The sequence below is a fragment of the Gaoshiqia sediminis genome, from assembly GCF_025907915.1.
In the GTDB taxonomy this organism is placed as follows: domain Bacteria; phylum Bacteroidota; class Bacteroidia; order Bacteroidales; family Prolixibacteraceae; genus Gaoshiqia; species Gaoshiqia sediminis.
Map to the genome: position 1 here is coordinate 120,146 of NZ_JAPAAF010000010.1, position 13,750 is coordinate 133,895.

11 protein-coding genes are annotated in these 13,750 nt (G+C 39.1%); 1 reads left to right on the forward strand and 10 read right to left on the reverse strand.

From position 1 onward, the window contains the following. Positions 1-38 precede the first annotated feature (38 nt). The 10 genes from N2K84_RS09555 to N2K84_RS09600 all read right to left on the reverse strand — a co-directional run bounded on the left by N2K84_RS09555 (position 39) and on the right by N2K84_RS09600 (position 11,389). Positions 39-653: a hypothetical protein gene (locus tag N2K84_RS09555; protein WP_282591576.1), complete on the reverse strand. Its 615-nt coding sequence runs from the start codon at positions 651-653 to the stop codon at positions 39-41. 65 nt (positions 654-718) lie between these two features. Next, positions 719-1,159 (reverse strand): DUF3788 family protein, encoded by a 441-nt coding sequence (locus N2K84_RS09560; protein WP_282591577.1) that lies wholly within the window; start codon positions 1,157-1,159, stop codon positions 719-721. Between the two features lie 74 nt (positions 1,160-1,233). Then, positions 1,234-2,079 carry an ATP cone domain-containing protein gene (locus N2K84_RS09565; RefSeq protein ID WP_282591578.1) on the reverse strand — a complete coding sequence of 282 codons (846 nt, stop codon included), beginning with the start codon at positions 2,077-2,079 and terminating at the stop codon, positions 1,234-1,236. Between the two features lie 23 nt (positions 2,080-2,102). Next, the gene (locus N2K84_RS09570; protein WP_282591579.1) at positions 2,103-2,411 is read right to left on the reverse strand and encodes a nucleotidyltransferase family protein; all 309 of its coding nucleotides are present in this window, start codon (positions 2,409-2,411) and stop codon (positions 2,103-2,105) included. Then, positions 2,404-2,832, reverse strand: a complete 429-nt coding sequence (locus N2K84_RS09575; protein WP_282591580.1) for a nucleotidyltransferase substrate binding protein — start codon at positions 2,830-2,832, stop codon at positions 2,404-2,406. Before N2K84_RS09575 ends, N2K84_RS09570 begins: the two co-directional genes overlap by 8 nt. Before the next feature lie 77 nt (positions 2,833-2,909). After that, a complete protein-coding gene (locus N2K84_RS09580; protein WP_282591581.1) occupies positions 2,910-3,752 on the reverse strand; it encodes an SGNH/GDSL hydrolase family protein in 843 nt (280 codons plus the stop codon). A gap of 291 nt (positions 3,753-4,043) precedes the next feature. Beyond that, a complete protein-coding gene (locus N2K84_RS09585; protein WP_282591582.1) occupies positions 4,044-7,328 on the reverse strand; it encodes an SNF2-related protein in 3,285 nt (1,094 codons plus the stop codon). Between the two features lie 14 nt (positions 7,329-7,342). Then, positions 7,343-8,911 carry an EH signature domain-containing protein gene (locus N2K84_RS09590; protein WP_282591583.1) on the reverse strand — a complete coding sequence of 523 codons (1,569 nt, stop codon included), beginning with the start codon at positions 8,909-8,911 and terminating at the stop codon, positions 7,343-7,345. Further along, positions 8,898-9,602 carry an OmpA/MotB family protein gene (locus N2K84_RS09595; RefSeq protein ID WP_282591584.1) on the reverse strand — a complete coding sequence of 235 codons (705 nt, stop codon included), beginning with the start codon at positions 9,600-9,602 and terminating at the stop codon, positions 8,898-8,900. Before N2K84_RS09595 ends, N2K84_RS09590 begins: the two co-directional genes overlap by 14 nt. Beyond that, entirely contained in the window at positions 9,599-11,389 is a 1,791-nt protein-coding gene (locus N2K84_RS09600) for a MotA/TolQ/ExbB proton channel family protein (protein WP_282591585.1), read from the reverse strand. The genes N2K84_RS09595 and N2K84_RS09600 overlap by 4 nt, the downstream gene beginning before the upstream one ends. 796 nt (positions 11,390-12,185) lie before the next feature. Here N2K84_RS09600 and N2K84_RS09605 point away from each other — a divergent pair. Continuing rightward, positions 12,186-12,701 (forward strand): cupin domain-containing protein, encoded by a 516-nt coding sequence (locus tag N2K84_RS09605; RefSeq protein WP_282591586.1) that lies wholly within the window; start codon positions 12,186-12,188, stop codon positions 12,699-12,701. Positions 12,702-13,750 lie beyond the last annotated feature (1,049 nt).

Consider the following 13,750-nt stretch of genomic DNA (forward strand, 5'->3'; position numbering starts at 1 on the left):
TATTTTTGAGTTGAATATCGATTGCTCGTATGTTACGATCAACTTTCCTCATCCAGTTGACTGACTTCCGGCTGTGCGCGGAACACCAGGTCGCAGTTGGCCAGGCGCCGGAACAGCTTGATTTCTTTCCGATGCGGGAACCATTCGATCAGAAAAGTGGCCAGCGCCTCCCACAAGGAAACCCAGGCCGCCACCGTGAGCCCTTCGGCAAAAACGTGCCCCACGACTGTGCGGTCGGCCCCCACCCAGCGGTTCACCCAAACCGAAACAAACAAAATGGCCACACCAATACACAGCAACACCACGGAAGTACGCATCATCCCCCTGATTTTGAGTTTCTCGACCGCTACCAGGTACAAAAAGAAATTATTGATGCTCCTCCGGATACGCGACTGCCCGCCTTTATCTGCCGCGCTGGCCAGCGTAAACCGGATGGCAAAAGGTTCGGGCGAAAGTTCGCGGGCGCAATCAATCAAGTAGTCCACCAGGTCCTGGTCCAAATCACGCCTCACGTAAGGGGCACTCCGGTCGAAATCGTTGAACAGATCCTCCATCCGGTCAGCCGTTACGTCCACCAGCAGCCTGCCGTAGCGGTCACGCTCATACCTGTTTAAAAAGTCCTTCTTCATTTCCTCATCCCCACCTGCTTTCAACTTTTCCCTTTTTCCCTTTTCCCTTCTTACTTTTGACTTTTGACTTTCTGCTTATGCCTTCTTCCTTATTTCTGTCGCATTTTGTAATCGGCAACCCGCAGAATGTCGGGTACCTGATCGCTGCTGCTAACGTTTACCAGCAGCGGGAGCAATTTACCAATAGGTTTGTGCTTATAAAAGTCGGATTTAACCGGTTCGGCAATGTCGAGGTCGGCGATTCCCGCACCGGTTTTTTCGGTGAAGTAAAACGCTATTTTGAAATACCGGTCCCAAACCGAGAGCCAGAAGATCGTTTTCTTTTTATGGCACACCTTGCACAGCCAGGCTTTGCCATCGTTGTAGTAGCGCCACTCGGGCGTCAGTCCGAAACCGGCGCCGGTCAATGCAGCCATCAATTCTTCGTAAACGGGCAAGCTGTCGCCCAAAACATTGGCCAGCACCGCGCTGTCGGGAAACACATCCGGCTCGCGCAACAAGGGCTTTTCATCAGGTTGGTTCGTTGTCATAGTTCGGTGGTTTTATTTTTCGGTAAACTCAAGTATATCGTTCGGATGAAGGGTCCGGCTGCAAATTCATTCTCCTAAAAACCAAGTATCTGCTCCAGTTCTTCTGTCAGCTGACGGGTTTTCCGGCTGCTGAGGCCAAGCTCGCCCCAAACCTCCGGCTTGTCCCGCAGCTGCCGGCAGGTAACCACGCCCAGCTCCAGCAAACGGGTTTTCTGTTTTTTGATGAGGTTCTCCAACACCGTTACGGGAAAAACCCGGTAGCGTTCCATCAGGTCTTTTAATCCGTTGCCGCCAGGGAAATCCCAGCCCAGCAATTTCAGCCCCACACACCGGCTGTAAGCCATCGAATCGTCGGTAAAACGGGTATTGGTAGCTACGCCCCCGGTAAACGAAAATCCCCGGTATTCGGGCAAATCTTTCCGCTTCTGCACAATATCCCCGATGCGCGAGTGTACATACAACGGCACCTGAATGCTCACCTGTTTGCCCTGGTCTTTGGAGTACTTACACTCCACCAATACCTGCTCAGTACCGTTGGTCGCAATTACATCCATCTCGTGGGTGATGCAACGGCCCTCCAGCACCTGCCCCACCTCCACGCGGTAGTCCCGGCATTTAAAGATTTCGCCGACAAACTGCTCAAACGGATAGCCGGTAGGCCCCAGCTCAAACAGGGCTTGCTTTAGTTTATAACGAAATGCATTCACCCGGTTTTTGCGGCGCAACAGGCTAAACGCCCGTGCATAAATCTTTTTGGTGGTGATGCCATCATACAGCGAGCCGACCACCTCGTCGGCAATCTCATCGATAACGGCAGGTTCGGCGCCCGCCCGCTGCAACGAACGTTTCAATTTGTCCACATCAAACTGCTCGGCGTCGCCCGAGGCTTTTCGGATGGTGATGTAAGTTGGTTGGCTCATGTCGGTTATTGGTTTAGGGTAAATTACAAAAGCGAGATTCCCACTCTGGTGATGTGTTCTTTTAGCGCTTCTTCCGTGATCCGGTCATAAATCACCAGGTCGAACTTATACGGTAGGTTTAACTCCTCCAGGGCAATCTTCAAATCAAGAACGTCATTCAGTACAAGATCTTTCCCTTTTAAAGCAATGTCAATATCCGAACCGGGGGAGAACGTCCCTTTAGCCCTGGAACCAAATAAGATGGCGTCCTGTATGCTGGGACTTTTCTGAATAATCCGCACCACACGTTCCAAATCAGGACTATTTAATCCAATATTCAATTCTTTACGCATCAAATAATGAATTTTGTGAACTTGATTGCTCTTCCTCCAGCCTGGCGATCAAATCCTGCAGCAGAAAAAAGTATTCGTTTCGAATTCCGTCAATAATCTCACGTGCAGTTTCTTCATCGTAGGTATGACTGGTCAGATTTCGGCTTTGGTGCATCCGCATCCATCCCGTTCCATTGGTCAGGTAACCATCCTGAAAGCTCTGTTCAATCACCGGTTTTGGTCCTGCAATCTGATGATAACCTTTGTCCCGCAACAAATCCTGAAGCGTTTTCCAACTCAATTCATACGTGTATTCAAATGCTTTTATAAGCCCCTGCTCCTCCATCTCGTTCAGTTTTTCGTGCTCCACAAACCGGGCTAACTGATTGAATGCTTTCCGGAGGTTATTAAACCGTTGCTGCCAGCGAATATCTTTCTCCATAGCGACGATGTTTCAATTTTTCAACATTTAAAGATAAAACTTTCCCGCAATTACACGTTGCCATTAGGTAGCTGTACCTATTCGCTGACAAACGTGGCGGGCAGGCTTTGCAGTTGGTAGTAAATGGTTTTTGCCAGCCGGTAGTTTCCCTGGGTATTCGGGTGCAGCCGGTCGGTATCGGCATGTTGAAAATACGGCGCATGCGAATCGGCCATCGGGTAAAGGCCACTCAGCGAATACAGGTCGATAAGCGGAACAGCCCAGACGGACGCCGCCTCTCGCAGGGCGTTCACGTAAGCATCCAGGTACAGCCCCTGCGCGTTGGCGAAACTTTCCTCAGGCTGCACGTTATTCTCGCGAAATTTCGCAAAACCCCGGTGAATCGGTGTCAGGATGATGATCTGCTGATCCGGAAAATTGGTTTTCAGGTAGGCCATCACCTTATTGATGCGGCCGCAAAAGGTGCTGTCGGTCTCCACGTGGCTGCGGTATTTGCGGACCACCTGCTTCCCGTTGTGGTTGGTTTCGCGGGTAGTTTCGCTGAAAAAACCGCCCAGTGGCACGCCGTGGTTATAATCGTTGGTGCCGGCAAAAATCAGGATGGCATCCACCCCGGCGCCCTTTTCCTGTTGCAGCTTTTGCGCCTGCCCGTATATGCCGGTCCATTGATGTCCGCTGATGCCATATACAAAAGGTTCCAGCCCCAACCAGTCGGTCAGGTATTCCCAATACACCCGGATGGCGGTGTCCCGCTTCTGCGTCATGGAATCGCCCAGAAAAGCTACGCGCTTGCCGTTCCAGTGCGACAGCGACGCCCCGCTTTCTGTACATGGGACCCGGCTTGCCTGGTTTCCCTCCGGCTGCGCCACAACCGTTGCTGCCACCAGCAACAAGGCACAAATTCCTGCTAATCGTTTCATCTGTCTCATTCGTTTATTCTGTATGATTTTGGAGTTCACTATAACTGATCGAATTTTCTTTTCATCCGTCTAATTGCCCGGTTTCGAACAGGGCTTTTCGGTGACGATGGTTTGGTTTGTCATCGTTGCCTGATACTCCAATATAAAATTGTCGTCACATCATTAACCGCAACTGCAACCGTTCGCCTTGCTTCTTCAATCAGTTGTCTGATTTCTGAAAACAGATTGTTTATATTTTTTAGTTTTTTACTCACTCCTCAATATTTAATTATATTATGCTTTCGAAATATATTAAAAGTTAGAAATCCTGTCATTCAATTTATTATCAATCTCATCAATATTTAATGGATATTCTTGAATCCAGTTTTCAATAATTTTCCTGTCAATTAACTCAATACTATTTTGTTTCGCTAAATCAATTGCGGTTTGATTAAAGAAACTATTTGTAATTACTTGTGGGATAAAATCTCGCTGATATTTATTCCTGTATTCAGGAAGTGCATAGTTTATTTCCTGACCTGAATTTATTCCTAACTTGGATGTACTTTGCTTAACCTGAATTAAAAAATTACGATTCTCGTTAAAATGAATAATATCAGCACCTTTATCATTTGATTTTGGTGTTAACCACGTATTTCCTTCAAACTTCTTTTCAAGAAGTAAGGAAATTGCAGCTTCAAAAACCAATGGCTGTAGTTTATCCAATGATTCAATACTTTTGAGAATAACAGACTTCTTTTCTGACCCGTCAACGCACATTGCATTTATAAAATCTTCCTTACTAATTTCAATCTGTTCTGTTGGGAAAAGTGTACTTGATGCTAAATGAGACTTTCTACCTAAAAGTTCATCTAAAACAATATCGAAAGTTTTTATTTCATTATTAGGAGCAACTGCCAATGGATAATAAACTTTTACAGGCTTTTGTTGCCCAATTCTATAGGCTCTGTCAGTTGCTTGTTGTTCTTTGGCAGGATTCCAGTGTCTAGTATAATGAATTACGTGATTGGCTTCTGTAATATTTAATCCAAATCCAGCAGCAACCGGAGACATAATTATTACATTAAATCCATCTTTCTTTTGGTACTTATCTATCTCTTGTTGCCTTGATAGTTTTGAATTATTTGTTTTTGAAATGCTTGTTGGAGTTTCGCCATTAATTATTGAAGGGGTTATTGAGAAGTTTTCAATTACAATTCTTCTCAGTACTCTTTGCATTGATTTATTTTCAGTAAATAAAATGACTTTTTCTTCCAGCTTGTTTATTTCAGACAGAATTGAAATCACTTTTTTCAATTTAGCAGATGAGTTTATAAGTTCATTTGAAGTAAAATTTTCCAGTTGATAGTGTTTTAAATAAGGATGGTCGGAGATACTTCTTAAATTAAAAATGCCCTGAAGAACTGGATTTGCATTATCACTATCTTCTTTTAACTGTTCAATATTTATTAATTCGTTTTGATAAATACCATACTGCTCCGGAGGCATTTCTTCCCTAAATTTCAAATAATCAATTGTTGGCAAGTCTTTAGCAACATCAGTTTTCATTCTCCTCATTAAAGTATCACCAATTTTACCCCTGAGATTTTCAGACAATTGACCAAAGTCAGTATCACCTTTTTTCAATGGCTTTTGAAACTGATTTGAAAATGATTTTGCATTTTCCAATAAACCGGGACTGCAAAAATCGACGATACACCACAAATCCATTAATGTATTTTCAACTGGTGTCCCGGTCATTGCAATTTTGAATTTTGCTTTTAATCCTTTTGCCGCATTTGTAACAAATGTTCCAGGAGTTTTTATTTTTTGGGCTTCGTCAAGAATAATTATTCCCCAGTTAATTATACCAAGTGGTATTTGTTGTTTTCTAAGTGTTTCGTATGTTGTTAGAAAAATTGCTTTGTCATTTAGATTACGAATAGTTTTTTCCTTATTGCTGGAAATAATATAGTTTTTTACGTCAGCGCCCCAAAGCGTTATTACTTTCAAATTAGGATTAGGGAAAAATTTTTGATATTCATTTTGCCAATTCTCTAATAATGAAACCGGAGCTACAACCAAGACAGGTTCATTATTTCCTTTTTGAACAAACCATTCAATGAAATATAAAACTTGCAAGGTTTTACCTAGTCCCATGTCATCAGCCAGCAGAACACCAGGCAAGGAATATGGGGGACTGGACAAAGTCTGTAACCAAGCTATGCCATTCTTTTGATGGTCTTTGAGCTTTATCTCTTCTGATAAATTCTTGATTGATTCAAAATTATATTTTACATCTGAAATCGGCTGAGTTGCTTCTGAATATTCATCTTGGTCAGTATTCTCTTTTATTATCAATACTTTCGTTTGAGATTCGGATTTACTCTGTTCTTTTATCTCATCGGTTACAGGTTTCTTTGGAGATTTTAACTGTTTCTCTGCATTTTTGATAATCGGTGGAATAAAAGCGATGTCTAACTTGTCTCCTTTAAACTCCAGCGTTTCTTTTCCATTTGCTTTGCTATCATTGAATAAACTTTTAAGTTCATTCAATTCTTCATCGTTTTTAATACTTATAAGGCGGGTTCCTTCTTTCTTATTTTCGATTACTATTCCCGGAATCCATTGAGATTTGTAAGGACTTATAAAAGGATAAAATTTGGGCTTATAAATACCAAGTTCTAAAACTCTTTTACCAAACTCATCTAAATCAATTAAATCTGTATCCCAAAATTTTGTAGGAGAATTATAAATCTCGTTTATTTCATCTGAGTTGAATGAATTTTTCTTTTTTAGTTTTGAAAGTTCTGTTGCAACACTATTACCGCTTTCATTTGTGTTTTCATCAATAATAACTCTGACTTTTCTATTTTCCTCCTTAAAATTATATTCGGGTTTTATTCTCGGAAATATTTCAAATGTTTTTTGAAATTTCTCATTATCAATTTTATCAATAATTGGTTTTAATCGAAATTTATCTTTTGCAACTTCTTCAACCTCAATTTTTATTTTTTCAGGTGCAACAATTTCTGTATCAACAAGAATTTTTGAAAGCACTGCATTCGCATTTGCTGCTAATTCCTGAATTTTTGAAATCGATTTTAAAACATCATTAGAATTCGCAAATTCTTTGGAGTCTATAGATTCGATTTCTTCAATTAGTTTGAATTGATTTGAATTTAAAAGATATTCGGATTTGTTTTTTAAATAACCCCCAATTCTCTGTTCCTGATTAAATAAGACATTTCCAGAACCATTTCCATGTGCAAAATCCTGAAAAGAATATTTCAGTTTCAAATTCAAGTCTTTCAAACCACTTCCGATTATATCAATAAAGATATCGAATGGGTAAGGTTCTGGCAGTTGTAGTGTAGAATATTCAAACTCATCCAATTGATTTAAGTCTTCATATAAAATGACAACAGTTTTATTGTCCTCAATTGATGCAGTACCGTTTACAATTAAATCGTTAATTATGTTAAAATTCGTTGGATTATCAATGTGATTTAACCAATCTTCATAAATAACTTCATCACCATCGATTCCAACAACTTTAATGGAGATATTTTTATCCGAATAATTTGTTTTAAACATTGAACATTAGTTGATTATTTGTATTTCCACCAAGCATCTTTTTTTGAAGAATATGTATAACCTGGAAGTTTCGTTTTACTCCAATATAGAATTTTACTTTCCCAAAACATTTCATTAGTTTTATTTGAAGAGCTACCCTCTTCAAACGATTCAGATTCTTTTACAGATGAATGATAATATTTGTCCATCCAAATATCAACTCTATCTTCCCAATTATGACTTCGATGGTCAATTTTGCCTTCTTCTTTTAATATAACATATCCTGGACTGTCAGAATTTTTACAGGCATAGTCATCTCTCGACCAAGTTTTTAAATCCTCCATACCACTAATTGAATTTAGATTGACCCGAAAATTTTTGCGCTTGTATATATACAAAGCCCCTGTATCTGTAAATTCAACAAACACAAAATTTCTAGAATATATTATTAAAGCGCATGTGCTTTGGTTTCTACTTGTGATTTTATAACGAGAGTCAACATATTTTGATACACTTTCAATATTTTTTAGATATCGATAATTACCGCTGCTTCCGCTAAATTTAATATCATCAATTTTGTCAATAAACTTTAACCAATATTTTTTCCTCCTATCATCTTGGACAAGCCCTTCGAAAAAGACTTTAATAAAATGCTGGTTTAAAAGAATATTTAATTTTTTTCTAGCTGATTCAACACTTTCTTCCTGAGTTCTGGATAATCCATCATATCTCCAGAGATGTGCTTTTATTGGGTCACCAACCATTGACACGGTTTGGTTTTTTACAATATCAATGGTCTGGTTGAATTTATTTGAATTAATAATTTGAGAACAAGAAATTAATGTTATTTTCTTATTATTATGTTTCTGCAAAAACAAAAATATTGAAGATGTGGTTTCCCGAGTAATAGAATTAATATCAATACAATCTATGTACTGTTCAAGCACTGAAGAAAAATATTCATATAACAAAATTGATTCTTTCTGTTTTAAAGTTACATGGGAATCACTAATCAATTTTTTATAACTAATTAAATTTCTGGCGAATTCTTTAGGCGAGTCTTTTTTTAGGAAAAAACTTATAATCCGGGTTACCTCCAAAATATCTTTTCGGGATTTATCGTATGCATTACATTTAGAATTAAGAAGTTCTGTTAACTGTTCGCGTTGCGTTTGAAATACAAGTAAATTGTTCCAATTCTTTAAAAGTACATGCCATAAATTAATTATAAATGAGTCTTTCCAATTGTCAAGAATTAATTTTCTCGCAGTATCAAATTTTTCGGAAAACAGAATTATTTCTCCACCATTCTCAGGTTGATAATCTAACGCATATACCAGAATTCGTGTATCTCTTTTACTAAATAAGGAAATGAGATAGAAATACTCCTTATGGCTTTCTCTTTGAAATAGAAAATAAACATCTTTTATCAATTTCTTTTCTGGAAGTTTATTCCCATCAGGCAACCTCTCCGATAATTCCTTTAATTGACGAATTGAAATATCAACAATGCTTTTAGTTTCTCTTGAAAAAACATGCTCTGCCGCATATTTCATTTCAGAAAAATTAAGATGCCATTTTAATATTTCTTTAGTATTCTGCATATCTGAGCATTTCTCTGATTTGCTTTTCAGCGTCCGTCTTTATTCGAAATTCAACACGTCTGTTTTGTTTTCTTCCTGGTTCCGACTCATTTTCCGAAATTGGCTTTACCGAGGAAAGTCCGTTTGCAGTAGCTCGGTCTCTCGTCCATTCAAAAACTCCGGGTTGAAGCATATTTAAACAAAACCTAAGTACCGACCTCGTTCTGTCCTGAGACAATTTCATATTATAAAAATACGATTCATCTGCATCCATCCCATTTCTTCCTTCAATTGACGTATGTCCTTCAATTCTTATTTCTTCAATGTGGTCAATGTATTTGTCTTCTCGCAAAACATTAATATAACGTGGGAAAAAGTCAGATAGAATGTCAGAGAATGTTGATTTAAGTTTCGAATCTCCGGCATCAAAAAGTACATCCGGCTCTTTAAATCGAATAGTTAATGTAGAATCTATTTCAGCTTGCCATAAGCTCAAGTCGGATTCAAATTCTTTATATAAATCATTGTAAAGTTCTATTTGCAATTCTTTATACCTTTCTGCGACATCACTTTTGCTGTCAAATTCTTCCTGTAATTTTAACATTGTCCCAATTAGCAAAAGCACAAATATTAATAATAATGCAGCCATTAAGTCTCCTGTTGAAAGACCAAACTGGTTATTATCTTCTATTTCAATAAATTTTTTGCTCATCTTTTATTTGCTATTCTTTCAACTAAATCATTTAATTCATCTGTAAAATCAGTTAATCCGGAAACACTACTTTCTAATGCTTCAACGGAAGAAGTTAATGTTGACGAGAATAATTTTAAATATTGATTTAAATTTTCACCTGTTGTTTTTTGATAATCCTTGAGTCCTGTTTGTATCTGGTCAAAAATGCCTGAAAGCCCATTTTCAATTGTTACAAAACGAGCCGAATATGTTTCTGAAATATCTTTGGTCTTTTGAAGAGTTTCTTGTTGGTAATTCAACAATCTATTATTTCGTTCAACATAATCACTAATGCTTTTCCCAAAATCTGAAATGGATGTTTTCAAATTTGTTGAAATTTGAGAAAGTGAGGTTGAATTTGTTTCAAATTTGTTTGAAATGCTTTCTATTAATTGAACTACAATCTTTGATTTCTGAATCATTGACTCAAATTGTTGATTTACCAAGCTGTTTTCTTTTAAAGTTGCCTTTATTTCATCATTGATTTGAGATACTTGTTTGATGTTGTCTTTCTGTGTTGAAAGCAATAATTCCATGTGGTCCTGAATATCTTCCACTGTCGATTTGTATTCATCTGTCGCAGTTGAAAATGCTTCGCGGTTTCTCTTATTGATTTCGGCAGCTTCAATCTTTGATTGCTCAATGTTTTTAATAACAGTTTCTTTAAGTGCTTCTATAACTTCTGTTACTTGTAAAGTAATGTCTGCCATTGAATTTGGAATGCCAATAAGTGATTCTGAAACCACGGTCAGCCTTGCTGCCAAGCCTTCCATTTCCTGTTTCGTATCTCCGGTGATTGTGTTCTTGAAATCATCCATCATTAACTTCATAGAATCCGCCAAACGTTGCACAGCATTCTCAATTACTTGTGTGCCTGAATCTTGTTTTATGGTTTTTAAATCTTCCAAAACAGGAACAAGTTTTTCTTCAATCAATTGACTAATTTGAAGATTATTATCAGCAACCAGCTTTTCCATCGCCAATTCAATGCTGGTGCCTAAATCGTCGGAAAACGTTTGAAGTGAAGCAGTTTGTTTTACCGACTCTTCTAAAAGTTGCCTGAAAACATTTTTGGGAAGTTGTTTTCCTTGGTCGGTGTCAGCAACCAAGTATTCGTTGAATAAATCATTAATAATCTTCTTTTGTTTTTCCTGTTGAAAAATCTCAAATTGCTCTTGCTCAATTTTATTTTCATGGTCAAGCTCCAAGCATAGATCTTGAATCCTTCTTGTTATATTTGATTGCCAAAGTTTAAAAATTACTGTAAAAAATAAAGAAAGTCCCATTCCCCAAATTGATGTAACAAAAGCAGTCCCCATCCCCGCTAGAAGGTTGTTAATGCTACATTTTATCGCTTCAGTAGTTTCAAAATTTGAATCTGCAATCCCATAAGTTAAACCGACAAATGTTCCCAAGATTCCTAATCCGATTAAAATGTTTGAAACATTATTAATTAATCTAAGGTTAAGGGTTGCTAAAAGAATATTTTGCTCATTAAAATATTCTTCAGAAAACTCTTTTGTCTTTCTTTCCTCACCATACTTACAAAATGAAGTCTGATAAGCATGCCATATTTTTCCGATTTTACTGTGATTTTGAAGATTGTTTTTTTCGATACTCTTTCTAATTGCAAGAAGTTTAAATACAAGATAAAATAATGCAATTAAGAAAATCGCAATTAAAGCTATTACCCAATATGCCGTGAGAACATTCTCTTTAAAAATTTCTTGGCTCAGAAAAGGGAAAAGTCTGTCTATGAATTTCATGTTTAGCAATATTTCATGGGTTGGTTAAGTCGCTCTCTTTTGCAAATTTTGGTTTATGAGTCGGCTAGTGCGATTTGCAAATGTGTGCAATGTGTGTTGGCTTCCCAAACTGTCCCGAAGGGCAGAAACGCGTGGGCAAAATAAAATCTTCATCGAAGCAATCATACTCTTTTATCGGGTGTAATCTTAATTGGCCGGTATTTTTTTGATTTGGGTTGGGCTTAGAAGGCCTGTTCCATCTCCGGCATTTTATCTTTTTCCATTCTCCCCTCTCAACAAGGAATAGCCCTTACCCTTTTACCGACCCTAAATTTAGCACAATCAGTCTAAAAAATCTACTGTTAATCACTGATTAAACGATAAAATTTTCAACAACGGTTCATCTGGCAGCAGAGGATTATGCTTCCGGCTGCAAAACCGGCGATACCAAGCGATCCTGTTGGCAAGGCATTACTGGCAGGTACCGGACAGATTACCTATGCTTGCAGCTGTGGGTTGGCACGGTGGTCACGACACGCCGTGACCTTATTTGGGTTTCCTGAGGTTGGTCTGTTGGTCACGACCTATCGTGACCTTACCCGGCTTTCCCGTTTGCAATGTTTCGGGCTTTACCCGGCTCGTAAGGCTACGGTATGCCGTGGCCTCAATGGATTTCCGGCCAGGCCGTTGATGCCCCCCTACTTCGCCTGAATTTTCGAGACGGAGGCAGTGCGCAGCAGTTTTTAATGTGGTTCCGGGCAGGAAGATCCTGTTTACCTTCCGGAATATGAACATCTGTTGCTGATCATTCAACAGATTGAACAATCGTCCTGTCATACTGTTGGTTATATATATTCACAGTACAAGTCCAGTATTGCCTGAGACGGATGCAGCAGTAGCTTTTCAAGGTGGACAATTTCATCCAAATCAATTAGGAGAAACAATTATGAAAATTTTAAAAGACGACATTGAAGTCAAAATGCAGATTCCTGGAGCTATTATTCGTCAAAAAACTGATTTTGGTGATGCAACCGGGTTAGGCAAAATTAGTGGCGAGTATTTCAGTCTCTCGGCAGGTGTGGATACCACTCCTCTTTTTATGGTGCTTGAAGGTAATTTATGTCAGTGTCCTCATTGGGGATACGTAATAAGTGGCCAGCTTACGACTACCGATTCTGAAGGTATTGAGGAAGTCGTTAACTCAAATGAACTATTCTACTGGCCTTCAGGTCATAATGTCAAGGTTAATGAAGATGCTGAAATTGTCATGTTTAGTCCTCAGCAGGAGCATACCCATGTCATAAATCATATGATTGAGAAGGTTAAAGGGTAATCGCATCAGGGAAATCGCGTTTAAAGATTTTGATTGATTTACCCTGCAGGGGCACACATTCACTGAAAGGCTTCTAATCCCCGGAGCATTACGCAGGTACCGGACAGATTACCCAATGCTTGCCGCTGTGGGTTGGCACGGTGGTCACGACAGATCGTTAATCTATTTAGGTTTCCTGGGGTTGGTCTGTTGGTCACGACCTGTCGTGACCTTACCCGGCTTTCCCGTGTGCAATGTTTCGGGCTTTATCCGGCTCGTAAGGCTACGATATGCCATGGCCTGACATTGTCTTGGCTTGACGGTAAAAAAATAAGGAGGGAATCATCATCTTATCAGGAAATAAGACAAAACATATCAAGATGTTTTTCAAGTTTAATGCGCATCAAATTAATTTTTAACACGCATTAAAATTATTTTTTATGAACATCATATTAATCTTCGATAGGCATCAAACAAATAAAACATAGGGATATGCTGAAACTGTCGTCCGGTAAAAAATATATTTCGTCCCGAAGGAACGCTGAAATCTTTTGGCAACTTATTTCTCTACCCGTATTTGATCCCTGTCGGGATCATCCGGCAATCCGGATATTCAACCTTCATCCGATAAGATAAATAAGGTTTTACGCCAGTTGATCCGGTGAAAATCTACCCGATATTTCTATCGCGCATGCATTTATTGCGTCCCCAAAGGGACGTCAGAAAGTTGGGTTGACTCAGTTTCTACCCAAATTATGTCCCTGCGGGACTGTACCTAAACCTGGCATTTTCAATGCACATGTGCCTTAAAAGCTTCCAATACCTGAGGCATTTCCGGTAGGTGCAGGATAAGTTAATAGGGGCCTCCCACGTGGCTGTGGCATGTTGGTCGCGAGGTCACGACGTGTCGTGACCGTACATGGCTTTCCCTTTTAAGGACGTTTCGGACTGATCCGGCGTGTAAGAGGCTGTCCTAAAAGTAGATTCTGGTTTTTGTGAGCTTACAAATTGTTAGCCATTCCTCATTTTACCCCTCCAAACCTCCCCTAAAGGTGAGGCTTAAAGTCCCC